This is a genomic window from Saccharibacillus sp. O23 (assembly GCF_002205895.1).
Taxonomy (GTDB): domain Bacteria; phylum Bacillota; class Bacilli; order Paenibacillales; family Paenibacillaceae; genus Saccharibacillus.
Genome location: NZ_NJDE01000004.1, coordinates 166,764 through 187,527 on the forward strand (window position 1 = coordinate 166,764; position 20,764 = coordinate 187,527).

Sequence of the window (20,764 nt, forward strand, 5' to 3'; positions counted from 1 at the left end):
GTCCTTGCGAATAGAATTCGATGTTCTTTTTCCATCATGCGCTTTTCTAGAGGATTAGGCAAGGATCGTCGGGAATCATTCTACCGCTTTGCGCTTCAAGCCGCGCATAATACGGGTATAAGCACGCCAAGCCTTTATTCCATCTGCAAAAGGAGCGAATTTTTGATGAATCCTACTTTCCATTCCGGCGCGTTCGCGGGCAAAACGGCAATCGTTACCGGCTCGTCGCGCGGCATCGGCAGCCGAATCGCCGAAGCGTTCGCCGCCGCCGGAGCCAACGTCGTCGTCAACTACAGCGGCAGTCAAAGCAAAGCCGAAGAAGTGGTCCGGCGGATCGAAGAGCAAGGCGGACGGGCCGCGGCGATCCGAGCGGACGTCAGCCGGGTGGCCGAGATCCGCGCGCTGTTCGAACAGACGGTCGAGACGTTCGGCGGCATCGATATTCTGGTCAATAATGCGGGAATCATGCATACGGTCCCGTTAGCGCAGGTCACCGAAGAAGAGTTCGATCGGCAGTTCGCCGTCAACGTCAAAGGTACCTTCTTCGCCTGCCAGACCGCGGCCGAGCATCTGAATCCGGGCGGGCGGATCATCAATTTCTCGACGTCGGTCGCGGGCGCGATGTTCCCCGGCTACAGCGTGTACGCGGGAACCAAAGGCGCGGTCGAGCAGTTTACCCGCCAACTCGCCAAAGAACTGGGCCCGAAAAACCTCACGATCAACGCCGTCGCGCCGGGTCCGGTCAATACCGAGCTGTTTCTCGAAGGCAAATCGGAGCAGCAGGTGGCGGGCATCGTCGGCATGAATTCGTTCGGTCGTCTCGGCGAAACCGAAGACATCACCGGCGCCGTGCTGTTTCTGGCAAGCGAAGAAGCGCGCTGGATCACGGGGCAGACGCTGCGCGTAAACGGCGGTTTCGTGTGACGGACAAGCAAGAAGCGAATTTAGGATGCACTAAAACAGACTCGCGCCGCCCGATGGCCGAGTCTGTTTTGGTATGAAATAGAGGTTAGACGAACGGATTGTAGAATCTCGACCCTTTCCCGAACGTGATCGCGAAAGCCGCCGCCGACAGCAGAACCGCGCAGGCCAACACGATCCAATCTTTTCGCGTCAGCGAACGTCCTTTGTACCAGGTCCGTTTGCGGCCTCTGCCGAATCCCCGCAGTTCCAGCGCCGCGCTGACTTTCTCGATCCGTTCCAAGGTCGCCAGAACGAGCGGAAGCAGAACGGAGATCATATTTTTCAATCGCCGGCCGAGCTTTTCTTTTCTCGACAAATCGATGCCTCGCGCCTGCGCCGCCGTCGAGATATTCACGTACTCCTGCTGAACGTCGGGGATATAACGCATCGTCAGCGAGACGGCGTAAGCGATCTTGTACGGCACGCCGATCCGGTTCAGCGAAGCCGCGAACTCGCTGGGATCGGTGGTCAGCAGAAACAACAGCGCGGGCGGCACGACCACGGCGTATTTCAGCAGCACGTTAAACTGGTAGAACAGCTGCTCCGCCGTCACGGAGTACCGTCCGGCGATCGGCAGCAGCTCGTGGCGAGTTCCGTAGATGACCGTTCCCTGATCGGGCGCGAACAAGAAGATCGCCAGCTGATTCAATACCGAGAAAACGATGATCAGATAGAGCACGAACGAATACTGTTTGAAAGGCACTTTCGACAAGAAAAAGACATACAGCGAAATCGCCAGCATGACCAGCAGACAGCGCGTATCGTAGATGACCATGCCCGTCACCGCGATCAGCAGAAAGACCGCCAGTTTGGTCACGCCGTTCAGGCGATGGACCGGAGATCCCGTATCGGAATAAGCAAGCAGCTTGGCCGCCATCAGTTCATCCCCCTGTCCGCGCGTATGAATCGGGATACGAACTCGTCTTCCGGCGAAATGCCGACGCGGCGCGCCAGACGATGCAGCGAGGTTTCTTGCAAATGCGCTTCTTCCGTCCATTCCGCGTTGCCCAGAATCCGGGCCGGCGCGTCTTCCGCGATCTTGCGGCCTTCCGACAAGATCACCGCGCGCTGTCCGTATTCCAACATCAGATGCATATCGTGCGTGATCAGGATCAGCGTCATCCCGTCCGCGTTAAGCTTCAGCAGAAAGTTCATCATTTCGTTATAATGGCGGAAATCCTGACCCGCCGTCGGCTCGTCCAGAATCAGGATATCGGGGCGCAGCACCAGAATCGACGCGATGGTGGCCCGCTTCTTCTGTCCGTAACTCAGCGCCGAGATCGGCCAGCTCCGAAACGGATACAGGCCGCATACGCGCAGCGTCTCGTGCACCCGGTCTTGGATGTCCGCTTCCGGCACGCCGCGGTTGACGAGCCCGAGCGCCACTTCGTCGTATAACAGCGGCTTGGAGATCATATGATTCGGATTCTGCATGACGAACCCGATCGTTTCCGCCCGCTCGCGAATCGTATCGCGCGTGATATCGCGTCCTCCCAGCCGGATCGTACCGGACTGCGGACGATGGAACCCGCAGATCAGCCGGGAGATCGTCGATTTGCCTGCTCCGTTGCGCCCTGCTATGCATAAGATTTCGCCGCGGCCCACGGTCAGCGAAACGTCGTTGACGACAGGATCGGCGGAATCGTAACCGAACGTCAGTCTTTCGATCTCCAGCAGCGGCTCGCGGTCCGTCGGCCGGAGCGCGGGAGCGTTGGCGTCGTGCCAGCGGCGGAGCTGCTCCGCGCGTCCTCCTTTTTCCAGATCGACCGTTTCTACGCTGCGCGGCCGAATCTCCGGACTCAACGCGCAGCCCGCGTATCGCAGCGCGGCCAGATGCAGCGGCTCGCGAATGCCTTTCTCCCGGAGCAGCCCGGAACACAGCAGCTCGTCGGGCGGCAGATCGGCGGCGATGCGTCCTTCGTCGATTACGATAATCCGGTCGACCGGACGATGCAGCATCTCTTCCAGCCGATGTTCGACGATGATGATCGTACGGCCGGAATCGCGGTGCAAACGATCGATCAGTTCGACCGTCGCCCGTCCGGCATACGGATCGAGGCTGGCCAGCGGCTCGTCGAACAGCAGAATCGGCGCGCCGCCGACCAGACCTCCGGCCAACGTCGTCTTCTGCTTCTGTCCGCCCGACAGTTCCTGCGGCGAAGCGTTCAGATAAGCTTCCGCTTCCACTTCTTCGGCCGCCGCTCTGACGCGGCGAATCATTTCTTCGCGGGACACGCCGTCGTTTTCCAGCTTGAACGCGATGTCTTCCGCCACGGTCAAGCCTACGAATTGCCCGTCCGGGTCCTGCATCACCGTGCCGACCGTGTCCGACAGCTCCGCGATTCCGAGCGCCGAAGCGTCTTCGCCCATGATCTTCAGGCTTCCCGAGCGTTCTCCCGGATAAAAATGCGGCGCCAAGCCGTTGATGCAATGCGCCAGCGTGCTTTTGCCCGATCCCGAAGGACCGACGACCAGCACTTTTTCGCCTTCGAAAATGGTCAGGTCGATCCCGTGCAGCGTCGGTTCGCTCTGCGCGCGATATTGAAACGTAAAACGATCGAATTCGATCACCGGTTTTCTCATCGTGTTTCCTTTCCCGTTCCCGATCTTCCCCTTTTTGCGCCAAGCGGCAAAAAAGGCGCGAACACAAGGAAAAGCCGGCTGGATGCACCGGCTTTTCTTCGGCTTGCTTCTGCTTCAATTCTCACATGCTAGGCTTCCCGCGTCAAGCTTCCGCGCTTGGTTCGCGTCTTGGAATACGCGACGGCGAGCAGCGTGCCCAGTATCGCGACAGTGACCATGTTCATCCCGCCCGCGGCGAAACCTTGCGTGAACACTTTGTTCGAAGGTTCGGCGTAGATCAAGATGTCCAGCACCGGCGCGACGGCGAAAAAGGCAATCGCATTGCCGACGATCTGGGCGATATTGAACCGAACGATCTCGCGGACGCCGAATTCGCCTTCGTGAATACGCATCCCTCTGGACAGCAGCCCGTACACCAAGCCGGCTACGCCCGAAGCGATCACCCAACTGAACCAAGGCGCGCCGTAGGAGATCAAGTCGGCCAACGTATGACCGATCAATCCGATCAAGAGTCCCGCCCACGGGCCGTACAGCAGCGCGAACAAAGCCAAAATCGCGTAGTTCGTTTGAATATTCGTGTTCGGAATGCCGGTCGGAATCGATCCGAAACGCGCAAGCACGATAAACAAAGCGGCGCCTATCCCGATCGCCACGATCGTTTTGACCGAAAATCCTTTCGAAGATTGCATAACTTCCCCTCTTTTCTTCTGATTCGTAAGCAGGTCGCCGAGAACGACTTGCTTTCTTTGCGTTGATTATACCGGGAGATTCCGCGGAGCGCCATCGTTTTTTGCGAAATCCTTATTTTATTCATAGGATTTATGAGGTATGCATAAAAATACGAAAAATAACGCCATGCAAACAAAAAGGCGACCGGGAAATTCCCGATCGTCTATCGATGTCCGCTTCCGCTTGTTCGATCTCTGGCGGATGCGCGTTCTTTAACGGAGTTTATCCGGTTCTTGCGTCCGGCGATACTCCCGCTCCACCTTGCGAAGCTGCTCCAAATGCCGCTGCGCATGCCGGCACAGGAAAATGACGTACTCGTACACGTTCAATTTGCCGAGACCGTTGACCGTCATCGTCGTCAGATACAGCAGCCCTTCTCCGCGCGCCAGATCGGACAGCGCCTGCCGACATTCCGCGAATTGGTCGTCCAGTCTCCCGGATACTTCATCCAAATTCGCCGTGCCGGTCGGCTCCATATGTTCCGGGCGAATCCATTCGAACGCGCCGGGATCCGCGATCGCGTCCAGCCGCGCCGCGTTCGGCCGGAATTCGGACAACGCCGCTTCGAGTTTGCCCGGCTTGGCGGCCAATTCAAGCGCTTTGGCGCGACCTTTGCGGATCAGAATCAGCAGATAATGATTGGTCAGCGATACATGTTCCAGAATCTGCGGCACACTCCAACCTTCGCGAGGGGTATACGCCAATAACGCCGGCTCGCCGTCGAACCATGTGTTCAAGTCGTTTTGCGTTTGATTCAACTCGTCTTCGATCCCGTGTATCCATGATAACACTTCGTTTCGCGTGTTCGCGTTCATGCTGGTCCCTCCCGTATTTTCGGCCCGCGATTTCGCGGGTCAGGTCAAAGACAGCGCCGATTCGATCGCATCGTTCTTCGAAATTCCGATCGCTAGACGGTCTTTCGATAGAACTTCTTGTCGACTTCCATCACCGGAAAACCGGAAGGCAGTTCCGCTTTCGACACTTCGGCAAATCCGTTTTTTTCGTAAAAACGATGAGCCGCTTTGAACGCGGGGGTGGTGCCTAGCCAGATCTCCGACACTCCGCGTTCTTTCGCCCAAGCAAAGGCCGTATCCAATAAACGCCGCGAGACGGACAGACCTCCGCCGCGAAATTCTTTTTTGACGAACATTTTTCGCAGCGCCGACCGTCCTTGCCCGATATCCAGCAGCGCGATTGTGCCGACGACTTCGCCTTCGGCGATCGCCGTCCAGAAGTTGCCCGATCCCTGCCGGTAAAAAGTCTCGATGTCCATAAGGTCGGGCTGCTGCTCCAACGTGATCGGGATGCCGTATTCGTTCTGTTGGATATGAAGAATCATCGCGGAGACCGCTTCCGGGCGTTCGCCTTCGGCAAAGTAAGGTTCGATCGTAATCGTCGGTTCGGTTGTCATGGGCTTCCCTCCGTTTATGCAGCGTGTTCGGAAATTCCGCTGCGATCGTATCAAAAATCCAATACCTTGACCGCTTAAGAGGTTAGGTTACGCCCTCCGGAAACCCGCTTGAACCGTGCGTGTTTCCGAAAGGCTCAAACCTTAGATTCAAGGCGGTCAAGGTACTAATACCGGCGGTTCGGGCAAATCGATCTCCCATTCCAGCTCGCGCCAAGGCGTCGATTCTTCCGTCAGCAGGCCGCGCAGAATGCCGTAGTTGATCTCCGACCATTCTTCCGACAAGTCACCGGCCCAGAATTGGCGTCCCGCCATATAAGCCACCGCGTAATCCGGCCAACTCCTGTAGGAAAAGCGCGCGCGAACCGCCGTATGCAGCAGATAAGCTTCTTCTTCGGCTTCGGTGATGTATTGTTCCAACCTCGCGCAGCGAAGATAAAAAGCCAGCCGTCCCAGATCCCAAGCCGCGATTCCCGCAGGCGTAAGCCGATCCATGTAGAGATTCACGGTGTACAGCTCTCCGTACTGCTCGCGCTCCCGATAACTTTCGACGTAAGCCTGCCGCTGATCCAGCGTCATCCCCGACAGCAGCAGACGAATCTCTTGAAAAGAAGGATTGTGCATGCCCGCCCACATTCGCCGAGCAAGCTCCCGCACGCCTTCTCCGTCCGTCACGTTCCACAACTTGCGCAGAATCCCTTCCGAATCGAAATTCGCCGCACGGCAGGCGGCCGGCGAGTAAGGAGGCCGAACGCCGTTCTGCGACAGAAGCGGCGCGCCGAGAGCCGCCGCCCAGTTCAACGCGCGTTCGTATTCGTAAGCGTTCATCATCTCGGCCCGACCTCTCTTTCGTAAGGAAATTCGCCGCCGCGCGGAAGCGGACGCAGCGGCAGACGCCGGATATCGAACGGCCAATCTTCCTGCCGGGAGTTCCGGCGCATCAACAGCCGGAGCGCGCTCGGCACGCCGCTTCGATTCTCCATCCTTTTGAGCCTGTCGCCGTATACGGCCTGCCCTGTCTGGCGCGCGCAGACTTCGCGCGCCAGACGCAGCGCTTCGCCCGTCTCGCCGGTCTCGAACAAAGCGATCGACAGCAGGCTTGCGGCATCGCTTTGCAAGCCTTCGCCGCAAGCCCGGCGCAGCCGCTCCGCCGCAGCCGCGTAGTCTCGGCGCTCGATCTCGACAGCGCCCGCGTAATACCAGACGAACGCGAACTCTTGCGGCCGCTCCGGACGATCGAGCAGGTCTTCGATCGTCCGGAGCGCTTCGTCCGCGCGGCCCAGATCAAGCAGCGCCCCGGCGTAACGCAGCCGGGTCTCGGCATCGCGCGGATCGCGCGCGAGAATGCGCTCCGCGTACGACAGCACGGCTTCCGCGCGCAGGCCGCCGTCCGCGAACAGCACGTCCAGCGCCGATCTCAGCGCGCGCACATCGTCCGGCAGCCGCTTCGCCGCCTCGACGAAGGCTTCTTCGGCCTCCGCCGACATTCCGAGAGCGCGGCAGGCCCAGCCGCGGCAGAGCAGCAGTTCGCCTTCGACCGCCGCATCGGCCGAAGATTCCGCCGATACGTAAGGCGCGGTCGCCGCCACGACTTCGCGGTAAGCGCCGCGGCGCAGGTACAGCTCGCAGAGCGCCGCGAGAAGTTCCGGCGAATCGCCGCCGAGATCGCGGGCCGCTTCCAAGCTGTAGGCCGCTTCTTCGTCGCGGCCGGCGCGCAGTTCGCAGTACGCCCGCACCTCTAACGTTCGGCGGTCCAACGCGCGATATTCGGAGGCGCGTTCGCAATCTTCCAACGCGTCTTCGTATTGTCCGAGCCCGTGCCGCGCGACGGCCCGAATCCCGTAGAAGGCGCTGCAAGGCTTGATCCGCAGCGCTCGTCCGATCGATTCGAGCGCTTCGTCGAAACGCCCGAGACCGGCCAAGCAGTCCGCGAGCGCCGCATGCAGCCGCGCGTTCTCGCCGGGAGCCAGAGCGGCGGCACGGCGCAGGTCGGCTTCCGCGGCACGCCATTCCCCGCGTTTAGCGAGATGCAGACCGCGCCGATACCGCGCTTCGTAACCGTTCTGCCCGGCGGCTTCCGAAGCTGCCACTGCCTCGTCGAAGCGTTCCTCCGCTTCCGCTTCGCGGCCCAGCCGCAGCAGCGTCCGGCCGAGCAAAGCTTTCATCTCGCCGGTCGATCCGTAGAGCGGCGCTTCCGTCAGCACGCGTTCGCATTCCTCGTAGCGCCCGAGTCCATACAGCAGTTCCCCCGCGGCATAGCGCGAATCCCGGTCGCCCGGATAACGCTTCAAGATCTCGAGCAGGCGCTGAACCTGCAAGCTTTGCAGATCGAGCAGCCGAATGCGAAGTTCGATGTCCGAAGGTTCGAGCATCAGCGCCAGATCGCAGACGTGCTGCGCTTCCATATAACGTTCCGACTCGCGGTAGCAGCGGGCAAGGCCGAGCAGCGCCTGCGGGTCGTTGGGACGCAGATCGAGCGCCCGCTGAAGCAGCCTCAGCGCTTCGGATGCGCGCTCCGTTTCCAACAAGCGGTCCGCCAGCCGCAGGAACGCGTCCCGCTCGTCCGGAAACTGCGCGACCAGCTTTCGCCAGTCTTCTTCCGCGCGCAGGTCTTCGCCCAGCAGATGCAGCGCCGCCGCGCGCAGCCGCAGCAGATCCGGGTCGCCCGCGAACAACTCGCTTGCCCGATCCCATTCTTCGACGGCTTCGCGCAGCCGTCCGCTTCGAAACAGCCCCGCCCCGCGGGCCCGAAGCCCGAGGAACTCGTCTTGGTCGAAACCCGGATCGGACGGGACGTATTCGAAGCGCAGCGCCGCGGGCTGGCGGATCGATTCGAGCACGAACGCCGCGAATTCCGGCGGTACCGAGCGGACCAGCCCTAACTCGTCGCCGGTCCAATCGAACGTCCGATCGAGAACTTGCCAGACCGCATGCGGCAGATGCGGATGCTCCGCCACGAAGCGCAGCACGTCCGACTGCGCTTCCCGGCGGAACGTCAAATTTCGAAGCCGCTCATCGCCCAGCAGCTCTTCCCAGAGTTCCGGCCGGATGCGCCGCGCGTACTCGGCGTACAGTTCCTGCATGCGGCGAACCCGTTCCGCCGCTTCAAGCGGCCCGGACTGCATGGACTCCGTCTGCCGTTCGCCGCCGTCTGCTCCCGCGCCCTCGTCCGGCGACCGGCGGTCTTCCTGCCGCCGTCGGCGCGTCAACCGATTGGCTTCGCCCCAAGCGGGCAGCCGGCCGGCCTCGCCGGACGAACCGTAAGACGCCTCGGAATCTTCCGCGCTTTCGGTGTTTGCCTGAACCGACCTATCCGCTGCCGAATCGGGCCCGATCGTTCCCGCGCTCGCTTCCGCTTGCAGCGTCTTCGCCAATTCCAACGCTTCTCCATAGGCTTCGCGCAGCCGTTGGAACCCTTCCGGATCGTCTTCGGGATGCACTTTCTTGAGCAGCGCGGCATAAGCGCGCTTGATCGTCCGGGCATCGGCGGTCGGCGCGATGCCGAGAATCTTCCAAACGCCCATATCAGCGCCGGTTCCCTTCGAATTGATTCAAGAACTGTTCCAGACGCTCCGCCTCTTCGTCGATCTCTCGTTTGTCCTGGCGATGCAGCGCCGCCTCGAAACGCTGCATCGCCAGCCCGATCCACTCACGTTCGTCGCCGAGCCGCTCTTCGTACAGTCGGTCTCCCCGCGCGAGCAACAGACGGTTGCGCTCCTGCTCTCGCGGGTGCATTTTGAGCGCGGAGAGTTTCGCCAGCCTGCGCTCGATCTCTTCGCGGCTCATCACGCCCGGATTTTCTTCGATCACGATACGGTGAACGTCGTCCAGCCCTTCCGTTTTGACTTCGACTTCGAGAATTCCGTTAATATCGTACGTATAGCGGATATCGATATCGCGAATCCCGCTCGTTTCCGGCGGAAACTCCACTTCGAGTTCGCCGAGCAGCAGATTGTTCGCCGCCAAACGGTTTTCCCCTTGATAGATCTTGACGACGATTTTCTTCTGATCCTCGTTCACCGTGGAGAACCGCTTCACGCGGCTGACCGGCACGAACGTATTGCGGTCGATGATCGGGCTGAAATGTCCGCTTTCGTATTCGCCGGTCGCGTAAGCCATCGCCACTTCCGTGCCGAGCGTGTACGGACAGACGTCCGTCATGACCACGTCTTGAAGCTCTTCGCTGCGTTCTTTCATGCCCGCTTGAACGCCAGCGCCCACGGCGACCGTCTCGTCCGGATCGATATGGGCGGCCGGCAGCCGGCCGAACATGCGGCTGAGCATGCCGTAAACGACAGGCATCCGCGAAGCGCCGCCGACCATGACGATCTCGTCGATCGCATCGCCGTCGATCGACGCGTCGAGCAGCGCGCGTTCGATCGGGCGGCGCAGCCGATCCACGAGCGGCTGAACGAGCGCTTCGAACCGTTCGCGGCCGATCTCGCGCTCTTTCCGTTCTCCGTCGATCAGAGCCGACAATTTGAACGGTTTGTGTTTGGTCAGATCGCGTTTGCCCGCTTCCGCCTGCTCGCGCAGCGCGGCCAGCGTTTTGCGTTCGATCGACGAGACGGACAAGCCGAACGAAGAGAGATAATAATCGACGATCGCGTCCGTGAAATCTTCTCCGCCCAGATAATTGTCTCCGGCGACGGCTTTGACTTCCATCACGCCGTCGAACAGTTCCAAGATCGATACGTCGAACGTGCCGCCTCCGAGGTCGAAGACCAGAAACTGCGTTTCCGGTTTCTGCTGATGCAATCCGTACGCGATCGCGGCCGCCGTCGGTTCGTTCAGCAGGCGCTCGACTTTGAGTCCCGCGAGTTCGCCCGCCATCCGGGTCGCTTTGCGCTGCGTGTCGTTGAAATAAGCCGGCACGCTGATCACGGCTTCGGTCACCGTTTCGCCGAGGTAGCTTTCCGCATCGGCTTTGAGCGCGCGAAGCACGAGAGCCGACAGTTCTTCCGCGCGAAAACGCCGATCTCCCAGCCGAATCTCGCGCGGCGTTCCCATATGGCGCTTGAACGCGGACGTCGTCAGCAGCGGGTGGGTCAGCAGGCGTTCCCGCGCGATGCGTCCGACGAGAATGTCGCCGTTGTCGTCGAGTCCGACGACCGAAGGCGTCAGCCGATCGCCGAGAGCGTTGGGAATAAGCAGCGAACGGCCGTCTTTCCAGACGGAAACGGCGCTGTTGGTGGTGCCGAGATCGATTCCGATAATAGTCATGGGTCCTCCGTTTTTCGTGGTATGTAAAATGAACATCCGATGAATACCAGTTTACCAGCGAAGCGGTTCGTTCGACAAATAAGAAATAAAGCAGAAAAAGCCGGATGAGGATTTGCCTCATCCGGCTTTTTGAAGAGCGCTGGGTATTTTAAAAAAAATCATCGTCTCGAGATAAACGAACGTCCGAATCACGGTGCCTTGTTCGGTTAATTTTTCGTCCGACTTCACGGCGTCCGGATATAAAAGGTCGTGCGTTACGATAAGCTTTGTTTGTTTGCTTCGACAGCCAGCAGCTTTTCGAACGCTTGAAGATTCGTATCGAAATCGGGCACGGTACGCGTTTCTTCCGCGGCTCGGACCTGCGCGACGACCAGATCGTTGAAAGGCGTCGGGATGTCTTTGCCTTCCGCCATCTGCGGCACGACTCCGTTGATATAGTCGATCTCGGTCTTGCGCTTTTTCTCCAGATCTTGAAGCATGCTCGCTCTCAGCAGTCTCGACGGTTCCATCGTGGTTCTGAACGCGCGGATCCGCTCGGGAACGTCGCTTTCGCTGCCCAATTCCAGAGACTCCAGATCGAAACCGCCCATCGAAGCGAAACGGATTCCGTTGGCATGTCCGACTTTGATCGTCTCGTCCGCGATATGCACCGCGCTCGCGATGCCGGTCTCGTGATCCAGAATATCGCCGTACGTTCCGTTCAACGCGGCCGACAACCCGCTGAATGCGTTATTGATCAGCAGCTTGGACCATTTCGTGCCGACCAGGTTATCGGAGATATGCGTGCCGCCTACCAGTTCCAATACCGTTTGGATTTTCCGGATGCGGTCCGTCGTTTCGCCGTTCAATTCTCCGATTTGGAACGCGTACTGTTTGAACTGATCGTATGCGGTCGTCAGCTCGGAAACGCCCGGTTCGATAAACGTCGCGCCGAATTCGACGGACCCCGCGATCACGCGCTCCGCGCCGACGATCGAAGAGACTTTTTGTTCGGGAATCCCGTTTTGCAAAGAACATACCACGCTGTCTTCGTTCAGAAACGGTAGCAGTTCCGCAAGCACGGAATCGTTATACAATTGTTTGGTCAGCAGCAGCACCAGATCGTATTTGCCCGACTTGTTTTCCGGTGTGACGGCTTTGACTTTCGAATGGAACTCCGTGGTACCCACGACTTTGGCACCGACTCGGTTCAGCGTGTCCACATGTTCCTGATACGCGTCGATCAACTCGACGTCCATGCCTCCGTCGGCCAGATAAGCTCCGACGATGGTTCCGAGCGAGCCGGCTCCCAATACGGCGATTCTCATGCGTAACTCCTCCTTATTTTTGCTCCAAATAGTTATATATAGGCTGCGCGGCGTTCAAGGTGAGATCCGTCAGAATATGCGAGGCGGATACGACTTCCAATACCGGAAGATCGGCCAAAGGCGCCAGCGCATGTTCGAACAATTGCAGCCGAGCGGGTCCGCTCCAGGCCCATTTGACGTCGATATCCGTAATCTGCGTGCGGATCAAGTCGCAGACGCGCAGATTTCCTTGATAATCCGTCGCGATCTTGACCATAAAGTTAGGGCGGCAGATTTCGTTTTTGGCGGCTTCTTTATCCATCTCGGCATGCTTGTAGCCCATCGTCGCCGTAGCGACGCGAAGCGAGCCGTAATCCAGCGTGCCGACCAGCGTATCCGAATCGACGTACAGCTTCGGCGCGCCGAGCTTTTTCGGATAAGCCGTCAGTTCGCGACCGCTCGCGATCGCCGGGAAGTTGTCCACGTACATCGAATGCACGTAGTCTCCTTCTTCGCCGTTGAAGCGGACCGGAATGACCTGCCCGGCTTCGGTATACGCGCCGAGTCCCGAAACGTCGGGCATCCACATGACTTCGAACCGGACCAGCGGGTCGTCGATTTCGAGCGGCTCCGGAACGGCTGCGCGCAAAGCTTCCGCATCCGTGCGGTACACGATGTTCAGATATTCGCGGTTCACGAATTTGTAAGGCGGCATCGGATAAGCGGGCGCCGTCAAAGGCGTATTCAAATTCCGGGCGATGTTATTCATATCGATCTTCATGAAAAAACGTCCTCCTTCGTTATGCGTTCGTTTCTTTTATAAGATTATCTTACGCCTCGCTTTAAATTTAATCTAATATATAATATTCTATATATACATTTATTCGAATAAATAGGTGGTGTGCAGATGGAACTGCTTCAGCTCAAGTATTTTCAGACCGTCGCTTATACCGAACACATCTCCAGAGCGGCCCGGCAGTTGAATATCGCGCAGCCGTCCCTGAGCCTGACGATCAAAAGACTCGAAGACGAGTTAGGCACGGACTTGTTCGAGCGGCAAGGAAGAAACATTCGCTTGAGCGCTTCGGGCAAAATTTTGCTCAAACACGTCGATCGGATCTTTACCGAGCTCGAAAACGCGCAGGCGGAAATCCGCGCGGAAGAACAATCGATCTCCCGTACGTTAAGGATCTCGATCACCAATCCAAGGTTTCTGACCGGACTGATCAGCGAGTATATCAACGGTTTTCCGGAATCCAAGATCATTCAAGCCATAGGCGCCAAGAACGAGATCTTCGCCAGTCTCAAAAAAGGCGATATCGATCTGGGCATCACCGGCCGTCATGCTCCGGACGAGGATATCGAAAGCCGCGTTCTGGTCAACGAAGACATTGTGCTGGTCCTGCCTTCGAATCACCGATTAACCGGGCAGACGGAAGTTTCGTTAAATCAGGTTGCCGACGAACCGTTTATCACGCTGGCCAATAATGCCGAGTACAGCGAATTTACGAATTTGCTGTGCGAAAAAGCGGGCTTCGTGCCGAATATCGCGTTCGAGGTCGATTCGCATCTGCTGGTCGAGATCGTCAAGCTGGATCAAGGCGCGGCGCTGCTTCCGATTTCGATCTGCCGGGCACTGGGGTTGAATTATATTCGGGTAGCGGACGATTCGGCGGTCTATCCGGTCGCTTTGTCTTGGAACCGGCATAAGACTTTATCCGCTTCGGCCGAGAACTTTCGCGATTTTATCGTGTCGTATTACGAACGGAATCTGGAGTCGTTTTCGGTCTGAACGACTGGCCGGATCGCGGGAAAGCAGGCGTTCGCGCATAAAAAAAAGACTTCGAACAAGATTCGAAGTCTTTTTTGAAGTCTTTTTTTAATTGCGTTTTCCGCCCGGTCTCTTTTTAGTCGACGGGTTCGTAAATATCTTCGAGCGCGTATACGATTTCGTCGTCCGACAGCGAATATTCTTCGTCCGAGCTTGGCTCTCTGCTGCCGACCCAGATTCCGAAAATCTCGAACGTGTGATCGTCGTACAGCAGGAATTGAACGGTCATACGTCCTTTTTCTTCTGCGTAGATTGCATCCCCGGTGAACTCGACCACGTCTTCGTTCAGCTCGGACTTATAGTATCTCCACTTCGGATGGTTGAAGAACTCGTTGAACGCTTCTCCCACCGTCTTGTCTGGATAACGGTCCAGCGTTCCTTTCGTGACTACCTGTACGACTTTCTTGGGATCGTAATCTTCATAATCTCCGACTTTCTCCGCGATCGCGGGTCCTATTCCGTATTCTCCGCTTCCGCTTTCTACGGTTATCGTAGGATCTACATTTATCGTAGACTCTACGTTTACCGTGGCATCCATATTCACTGCAGCGTCGGTATTTATGGTCGTATCGACGTTTAAGCTGCCCGAACCGTCGGAATCCGTTTCGGTTTTCGATTGAAGCTGCGTACTGCCCGTAGTCGCGCCGACCGTCTTGCTTGTCGTGGTCGTGATCGAACCGTCTTTGTTGACAGTCGTTTCCGGTTGAGGTGCCGCTTCTTCGGTCTGTGCCGCGGTTTCCGCGACATCGGCCGGCGCATCCTGTTTCGCTTCCGTATTTCCGCCGCAAGCCGTCAAAATCGCGATCAATCCGATGGCCATCCATTTGTATTTCATTTTTATTCCCCCCTGAGAATTCTGTATGCCTGCCTAAAGTCTTGCTTGCCTGCAAGCCATAAGTCCTGATACGGGTCCTATTCAGGAAAGTTTCGCCTTTATCTCATTTTTTGCATATAAAGAGATAAAGGCACAAAAAAACGACCGCCGAAGCGATCGCCTTTTCTATGCCGATGATACGTCGCGGGATCAGGAAACCTTACGGCTGCCCGATACCTCCGTGTCCCGAAGCTGCTTTCGCAGCAGCGGATAAAGCACGATCCCGCTCGCCAGCAGCAGCACGCCGAACAAGAACGTCTGCCAATCGCCCATGCCCGCGTAGACGACCCAAGCCGAATAGATCGTGGCGAGCACGGCGACGGCTCCGTCGATGCGGCGTTCGCGCGCCGCCGCATATCCTTCGCCCGTCAGCGTCAGCTTCAGTTGATAGACCGAAGCGATCAGATAAGGCACGAGATAAGCCAGCGTCGCCACGACGATAATGAAATCGAACGCCTGCGAGATCGAACCGGAGACGGTCGAGAAGATCAGAAGTTGGCCGATGCCGTTGGAGATCCACAGCGACAGCTTCGGCATGCCGCGTCCGTTCTCTTGGCGGAACGGCTGCAAGAACACCCGCTGCTTGGCCGCTTCGTAAGGCACTTCGGCGCTCAGCAGCACCCAGCCGATCGTCGAACCGATCAGGCTGATCAAGCCGAGCGCGGCCAGCAGATAGCCGCCGACCGGGCCGATCACCGCGGTCATGGCGTCGACGAGCGGATTCTGCGATTGCATGAGCTGTTCTCTCGGCAGCAGGCCCATCGTCAGGATGCTGATGCCGACGTACAGTACCAGCGAGATGCCGAGTCCCGCCATCGTGGCGCGGCTGACGTCTTTTTTGCGTCTCGCGCGCGCCGCGAATACCGTCGCCGATTCCACCCCGATAAACGCCCACAGCGTTACGACCGCCGCGCCGTTGATCTGCGACAACAGCGACACGGATCGTCCCGTTTCGTCCAGATGCGCGCCGGCGAAATCGCCCATCGTGGACGATTGGAACATAAACAGCGCGATCACGATAAACAGCGCGAATCCGATGACTTTGGTCGCCGTGGCGATCAAGTTCAACCGTCCGGCCCCCTCGATCCCTCGCAGCGCCAGCGCGTGCGTTCCCCACAGCAGCAGCGAACAGACGACGAAGTTCAGCGAGTGTCCGACCGTCAATTCGAAGCTTCCCGACGAGAGCAGCACCTGCGTGCTGTTCATCACCGGGAAGAACGTCGACAGATAGCTGGCGAACGTCGTGATCACAGCCACGAAGCCCGCGATATTGCCGATCCAGTAACCCCAGCTCGACATGAATCCCGACAGCAGCGACAGCGCCGGGCTGTTCGGGAACAATTCTTTGGCATAAATTTGCGGTCCGCCGTTCAGCTCCGGTTTGCGAAGCGCCAAGTTGCCGAACACGAGCGCCAACATCAGCACGCTGAATCCGGTGACCGACCAGGCGAGTACCGTACCGGCCGGGCTCGCGGCTTCGGCCAGCGAACGCGGAAGCATAAAGATCCCCGATCCCACCATGTTGCCGACGACCAATGCCGTCAATATCCAGAATCCCAATGTCTTTCCCTTGCTCAATGAAATTACCCCTTTTCCGTACACGCACTTTCTCTTTAGCAAGGAGTCGCAACGACGCGCCCCGGCCTCTTACTATACACTTTTCTCTGGTAAAGCGAAAGAGCGTTACGGAACTTTTTTGTCTTGGGACGATCAGACTGCGCAAAAATTCGAATCATGTCCACAATTCGTACTGTCTGCCGGTCGCGGACATTTGCGGTTCTGCGCTTCTTTTGCCGAATGATTGTGCCGAACCTCTTCGCTCCTGTAGAATAAAGACATCATAGGATTTCGGAGGCGGGTATGAATAATCGATACAAAAGCGATAAAGACGTCTTTTTCTTCACGTTGAACTGGGCTACGATCCTGGTTCTGCTCATTCTGGTCTGGATGGCCCTCTCGACCGGCTCCGTGATGTTCATTCCGGTCTGGCTGATCATCCTGATGTTCGTCGTGTCGACTTGGTTCGTGACGAATTACGAGATTCAAGGCGATCGTCTGCGCGTGCGCTCCGGCGTCCTGAACTGGAACATTCCGATCGACAAGATCGAGAAGATCGGCCGCAAGCGCAGCATGAGTTCGGGCCCGGCCCACTCCCGCGACCGGCTGGAGATCGCGTACGCCGGCGGCAGCATCCTGATCTCGCCCGAACGCGAAGAAGAGTTTCTGAAGCAGCTCAAATCGATCAACCGCAAGATCGTCGTGGACGTGCCTAACGTCAAGAAGGACGCTTGAGCAGACGATCGAAGGCTTCTATCGATCCGCAAAAAAAGAACCTGCTCCGCGAGGAGCAGGTTCTTTTTTCGGTTCGTGATTCTTTTCTTTTTGACGCTTCGCGATTTCGACCCTTCGCTTGATTTGGCTTCTTCTCTTAACCTTCCAACTCGCTCAAGCTCACCCAACGCTTCTCCGCCGCTGAGCGTTCAACCGCTTCGAGCACCGCCTGGCAGCGTACGCCGTCCACGAAATTCGGGACCGGCTGGCGGTCTTCGGCGATCGCCCGCATCAGTTCGTGGACTTCGTGCGTCACCGTATGTTCATAGCCGATCGTATGTCCCGCCGGCCACCAAGCTTGCATGTAATCGTGCGCGGCGTCGGTCGCCAGCACGCGGCGGAAGCCCTGCACGTCTTCGTCGTCGCTCGTGAAATACACTTCGAGTTCGTTCATCCGTTCGAAGTCGAACCGCACGCTGCCCAGACTGCCGTTGATCTCGAACGAATTGGTGCTGCGATGTCCCGCCGCGAACCGCGTGGCCTCGAAGGTTCCGAGTGCGCCGCTTTCGAATCTCGCCATGAACATGGCCGCGTCGTCGACCGTCACCGGACCGCGCGGACCGTCCGCATTGCCTTTGGCCGTCAGCCCCGTCATCTCCGTCGGCATCGGCCGTTCTTTGATAAACGTCTCGCTCATGCCGACCACCTCGGCGAATTCGCCGACCAGATAGCGGGCCATATCGATCGTATGCGCGCCCAGATCGCCGAGCGAGCCGGAACCGGCCACTTCTTTTCGCAGCCGCCAGACGAGCGGGAAATCCGGGTCCAGAATCCAGTCCTGCAAGAACAACCCGCGGAAATGATAGATCTTGCCGAGACGCCCTTCGTCGATCAGTTTCTTCGCGAGGCGTACCGCCGGCGCGAATCGATAGTTGAAGCCGACCATATGTTTGATGCCCGCGCGTTCCGCGGCTTCCAGCATCTCGTTCGCGTCGGCGAGGCTGAGCGCGAGCGGCTTCTCGCAGAAAATATGTTTGCCTGCCGCCGCCGCGACCAGCGCAATTTCTTTGTGCGCGTCGCTCGGCGCGTTGATATCCACCAGATCGATATCGCTCCGTTCCACCAGACGGCGCCAATCCGTCTCGACGCTCTGCCAACCGAACTGCTCGCCCGCCGCCCGCACCGCTTGTTCGTCGCGGCCGCAGATCGCGGTCATGACCGGTTTCGGCACGTCCGGAAGAAACATCGGCAGCGCGCGGTACGCGTTGCTGTGCGCTTTGCCCATGAATTTGTAGCCGATCATCCCTACGTTCACTTTACCGTTCAACAAAAAGTTCCACCTTTCCGGCATTCGCCAAACTTTGATAGGTTTTGCATGAGATCGCTTACAACCTTGATTGTAACGAAAACGCCGGCTCAAAGAAAGTTCGGTCAGGAAAAGCTTGAACAAGAAAAACGCGAACAAACGAAAAGCGCCCGCCGCGAAAGGTTGAACCTTCCGCGGCGGGCGTCTGACGGTATCGCGAATTTCCGGATTTCGGCCGGCATGATCCTCACCGATCCGCTAACCGTACAGATGGCAGGCTACCTGACGGCCGCTCTGTTCCCGCAGCTCGGGCATCTCCGAACGGCAGCGGTCCATCGCGGCCGGACATCGGGTATGGAACGCGCAGCCGGAAGGCGGATTAGCCGGGCTGGGCACGTCGCCTTTCAGCACGATCCGGTCGCGCGGCGCGTCCGGGTCGGGCTGCGGGACGGCCGACATCAGCGCCTGCGTATACGGATGCAGCGGCAGATCGAACAGCTCCCGGGTCGGCGCCAGCTCGACCAATTTGCCCAGATACATCACGCCCACCCGATCGCTGATAAAACGGACGACCGACAAGTCGTGCGAGATGAACATGTAAGTCAAGCCGAGACGCTCCTGCAGATCCTGCATCAAGTTCAGCACCTGCGATTGGATCGATACGTCGAGCGCGGATACCGGCTCGTCGCAGACGATGAAGCGCGGATTCAGCGCAAGCGCGCGCGCAATCCCGATTCGCTGGCGCTGGCCGCCCGAGAACTCGTGCGGGAAACGGCCGGCGTGGTACGGCGACAAGCCGACCGTTTCCATCAAGGCGTCGATCCGCTCTTCCCGTTCCCGCTGGCTCGACGGCTCGTGCGTGCGCAGCGGCTCTTCGAGAATCTGCCGCACCGTCCAGCGCGGGTCGAGCGACGCGTAAGGGTCTTGGAACACCATCTGCATATTCGTGCGGAATTTGCGGAGCTGTTCGGGATTCAGCGCGCGCACGTCCGTGCCTTCGAACAGGATCTCGCCCGCCGTCGGTTCGACCAAGCGCAGCACCGCTCGGCCGGTGGTGGATTTGCCGCAGCCGGACTCGCCGACGATCCCGATCGTTTCGCCGCGCTTGATCGACAGGCTGATGCCGTCCACGGCGCGGACCGCTCCGGCCGGCCGTCGACCGAACAACTTTTTGCGGACGGGATAATGTTTGGTCAGATCGCGAATCTCCAGCAGCGTATCGGAATCGGCCGCGATTCGCGGCGCCGCGGTTTCCAGCGTGCTCATGATACCGCCTCCTTCTCTTTCTGCCGCAGGAAGCAGCGGCATTGATGGCCTTCTTCCGTCGTCAGCAGTTCCGGCACGGCTTCTTCGCATTCCCGCATCTTCACCGGGCAGCGCGGAGCGAAGCGGCAGCCCGCCGGAAGCTCCAGCGGGTTGGGAACTTGTCCCGGGATGGAGGCCAGACGCTCGCGTCCTTCCGACAGCTGCGGCAGCGAATCGAGCAGACCTCGGGTATACGGATGCTGCGGGCTGCGAAACAGCGTGCGCACGTCCGTTTCTTCGACGATCTGCCCGGCGTACATGACGACCACCCGATCGCACATCTCGGCAACGACGCCCAGATCGTGGGTGATCATCAGGATCGCCGTCCCTTCTTCGCGCTGGAGCTCGCGCATCAGATCGAGGATCTGCGCCTGAATCGTCACGTCCAGCGCGGTCGTCGGTTCGTCGGCGATCAGCAGCTCCGGCTTGCAGACCATCGCCATCGCGATCATGACGCGCTGACGCATGCCGCCCGACAGTTCGTGCGGATACTGCTTCACGATCTGTTCGGGACGCGAGATGCCGACTTTGCGCAGCATTTCGATCGCCAGCGTTTCCGCTTCTTTTCTCCCGATCTTCAGATGGTAACGCGCCGATTCGGCGACTTGGCGGCCGATCCGGATCACGGGATTCAGCGAGGTCATCGGCTCTTGAAAGATCATCGCCATTCGGTTGCCGCGTACCCGGCGCACTTCCCGGCCGGATCGGCGTACGAGATCCTCGCCTTTGAAACGAATCTCGCCCGCCGCGATCCGACCGATTTTCGAAGGCAATAACTGCATGATCGACAGCGACGTAATGCTTTTGCCGCAGCCCGATTCGCCGACGATGCCGAGCGTTTCTCCTTCGGAGATCTTCAGGTCGATTCCGTCCACCGCGCGAATGACGCCTCCGCCGGTCACGAATTCGGTTCGAAGCCCCGATACTTCAAGCAGTTTCGCCGTCATGGCCATCCCTCCCGTAAATTCGTCGATTGGTCGGTCTT

18 protein-coding genes are annotated in these 20,764 nt (G+C 58.7%); 3 read left to right on the plus strand and 15 right to left on the minus strand.

Annotated elements, in window-relative coordinates:
- Window positions 1-165 precede the first annotated feature (165 nt).
- Entirely contained in the window at window positions 166-924 is a 759-nt protein-coding gene (locus tag CDO73_RS07145; RefSeq protein WP_088487826.1) for an SDR family oxidoreductase, read from the plus strand.
- An 85-nt stretch (window positions 925-1,009) separates the two neighbouring features.
- Here the strand turns inward: CDO73_RS07145 and CDO73_RS07150 are convergent, their stop codons facing one another.
- From CDO73_RS07150 to CDO73_RS07195, 10 genes are all read right to left on the minus strand, one after another.
- Complete coding sequence (locus CDO73_RS07150; protein ID WP_088487827.1) at window positions 1,010-1,840, minus strand: energy-coupling factor transporter transmembrane component T family protein; 831 nt, start codon at window positions 1,838-1,840, stop codon at window positions 1,010-1,012.
- A complete protein-coding gene (locus CDO73_RS07155) occupies window positions 1,840-3,546 on the minus strand; it encodes an ABC transporter ATP-binding protein (protein WP_088487828.1) in 1,707 nt (568 codons plus the stop codon). Before CDO73_RS07155 ends, CDO73_RS07150 begins: the two co-directional genes overlap by 1 nt.
- Window positions 3,547-3,674: 128 nt before the next feature.
- Window positions 3,675-4,235 carry an ECF-type riboflavin transporter substrate-binding protein gene (locus tag CDO73_RS07160; RefSeq protein ID WP_088487829.1) on the minus strand — a complete coding sequence of 187 codons (561 nt, stop codon included), beginning with the start codon at window positions 4,233-4,235 and terminating at the stop codon, window positions 3,675-3,677.
- A gap of 252 nt (window positions 4,236-4,487) precedes the next feature.
- Window positions 4,488-5,090, minus strand: a complete 603-nt coding sequence (locus CDO73_RS07165; RefSeq protein WP_088487830.1) for a DinB family protein — start codon at window positions 5,088-5,090, stop codon at window positions 4,488-4,490.
- Window positions 5,091-5,182: 92 nt separating this feature from the next.
- Window positions 5,183-5,686, minus strand: a complete 504-nt coding sequence (locus tag CDO73_RS07170) for a GNAT family N-acetyltransferase (protein WP_373446971.1) — start codon at window positions 5,684-5,686, stop codon at window positions 5,183-5,185.
- A 156-nt stretch (window positions 5,687-5,842) separates the two neighbouring features.
- On the minus strand, window positions 5,843-6,514 hold the full coding sequence (locus tag CDO73_RS07175; RefSeq protein ID WP_088487831.1) for a DUF1266 domain-containing protein: 672 nt from the start codon (window positions 6,512-6,514) through the stop codon (window positions 5,843-5,845).
- Window positions 6,511-9,207, minus strand: coding sequence for a J domain-containing protein (locus CDO73_RS07180; RefSeq protein ID WP_088487832.1), 2,697 nt, complete (start codon window positions 9,205-9,207; stop codon window positions 6,511-6,513). Before CDO73_RS07180 ends, CDO73_RS07175 begins: the two co-directional genes overlap by 4 nt.
- A gap of 1 nt (window position 9,208) precedes the next feature.
- Window positions 9,209-10,906, minus strand: coding sequence for a molecular chaperone HscC (locus tag CDO73_RS07185; protein ID WP_088487833.1), 1,698 nt, complete (start codon window positions 10,904-10,906; stop codon window positions 9,209-9,211).
- Window positions 10,907-11,160: 254 nt separating this feature from the next.
- A complete protein-coding gene (locus CDO73_RS07190) occupies window positions 11,161-12,213 on the minus strand; it encodes a ketopantoate reductase family protein (protein ID WP_088487834.1) in 1,053 nt (350 codons plus the stop codon).
- Between the two features lie 13 nt (window positions 12,214-12,226).
- Complete coding sequence (locus CDO73_RS07195) at window positions 12,227-12,973, minus strand: acetoacetate decarboxylase (RefSeq protein WP_088487835.1); 747 nt, start codon at window positions 12,971-12,973, stop codon at window positions 12,227-12,229.
- Window positions 12,974-13,099: 126 nt separating this feature from the next.
- Here CDO73_RS07195 and CDO73_RS07200 point away from each other — a divergent pair, with 126 nt between their 5' ends.
- The gene (locus CDO73_RS07200) at window positions 13,100-13,984 is read left to right on the plus strand and encodes a LysR family transcriptional regulator (protein ID WP_088487836.1); all 885 of its coding nucleotides are present in this window, start codon (window positions 13,100-13,102) and stop codon (window positions 13,982-13,984) included.
- 115 nt (window positions 13,985-14,099) lie between these two features.
- Here the strand turns inward: CDO73_RS07200 and CDO73_RS07205 are convergent, their stop codons facing one another.
- Together CDO73_RS07205 and CDO73_RS07210 are read right to left on the minus strand one after the other, a co-directional pair.
- Window positions 14,100-14,858 carry a hypothetical protein gene (locus CDO73_RS07205; RefSeq protein ID WP_088487837.1) on the minus strand — a complete coding sequence of 253 codons (759 nt, stop codon included), beginning with the start codon at window positions 14,856-14,858 and terminating at the stop codon, window positions 14,100-14,102.
- A gap of 189 nt (window positions 14,859-15,047) precedes the next feature.
- Window positions 15,048-16,475, minus strand: coding sequence for an amino acid permease (locus CDO73_RS07210; protein WP_088487838.1), 1,428 nt, complete (start codon window positions 16,473-16,475; stop codon window positions 15,048-15,050).
- 282 nt (window positions 16,476-16,757) lie between these two features.
- On the opposite strand from CDO73_RS07210, the gene CDO73_RS07215 reads away from it, so the two are divergent.
- Entirely contained in the window at window positions 16,758-17,189 is a 432-nt protein-coding gene (locus CDO73_RS07215; RefSeq protein WP_088487839.1) for a PH domain-containing protein, read from the plus strand.
- A gap of 136 nt (window positions 17,190-17,325) precedes the next feature.
- On the opposite strand, the gene CDO73_RS07220 is transcribed toward CDO73_RS07215, so the two are convergent.
- The 3 genes from CDO73_RS07220 to CDO73_RS07230 form a co-directional block, all read right to left on the minus strand.
- Window positions 17,326-18,471, minus strand: a complete 1,146-nt coding sequence (locus CDO73_RS07220) for a Gfo/Idh/MocA family protein (protein WP_256972602.1) — start codon at window positions 18,469-18,471, stop codon at window positions 17,326-17,328.
- 261 nt (window positions 18,472-18,732) lie between these two features.
- Complete coding sequence (locus tag CDO73_RS07225) at window positions 18,733-19,740, minus strand: ABC transporter ATP-binding protein (protein WP_088487841.1); 1,008 nt, start codon at window positions 19,738-19,740, stop codon at window positions 18,733-18,735.
- Window positions 19,737-20,726 (minus strand): ABC transporter ATP-binding protein, encoded by a 990-nt coding sequence (locus tag CDO73_RS07230; protein WP_088487901.1) that lies wholly within the window; start codon window positions 20,724-20,726, stop codon window positions 19,737-19,739. The genes CDO73_RS07225 and CDO73_RS07230 overlap by 4 nt, the downstream gene beginning before the upstream one ends.
- Window positions 20,727-20,764 lie beyond the last annotated feature (38 nt).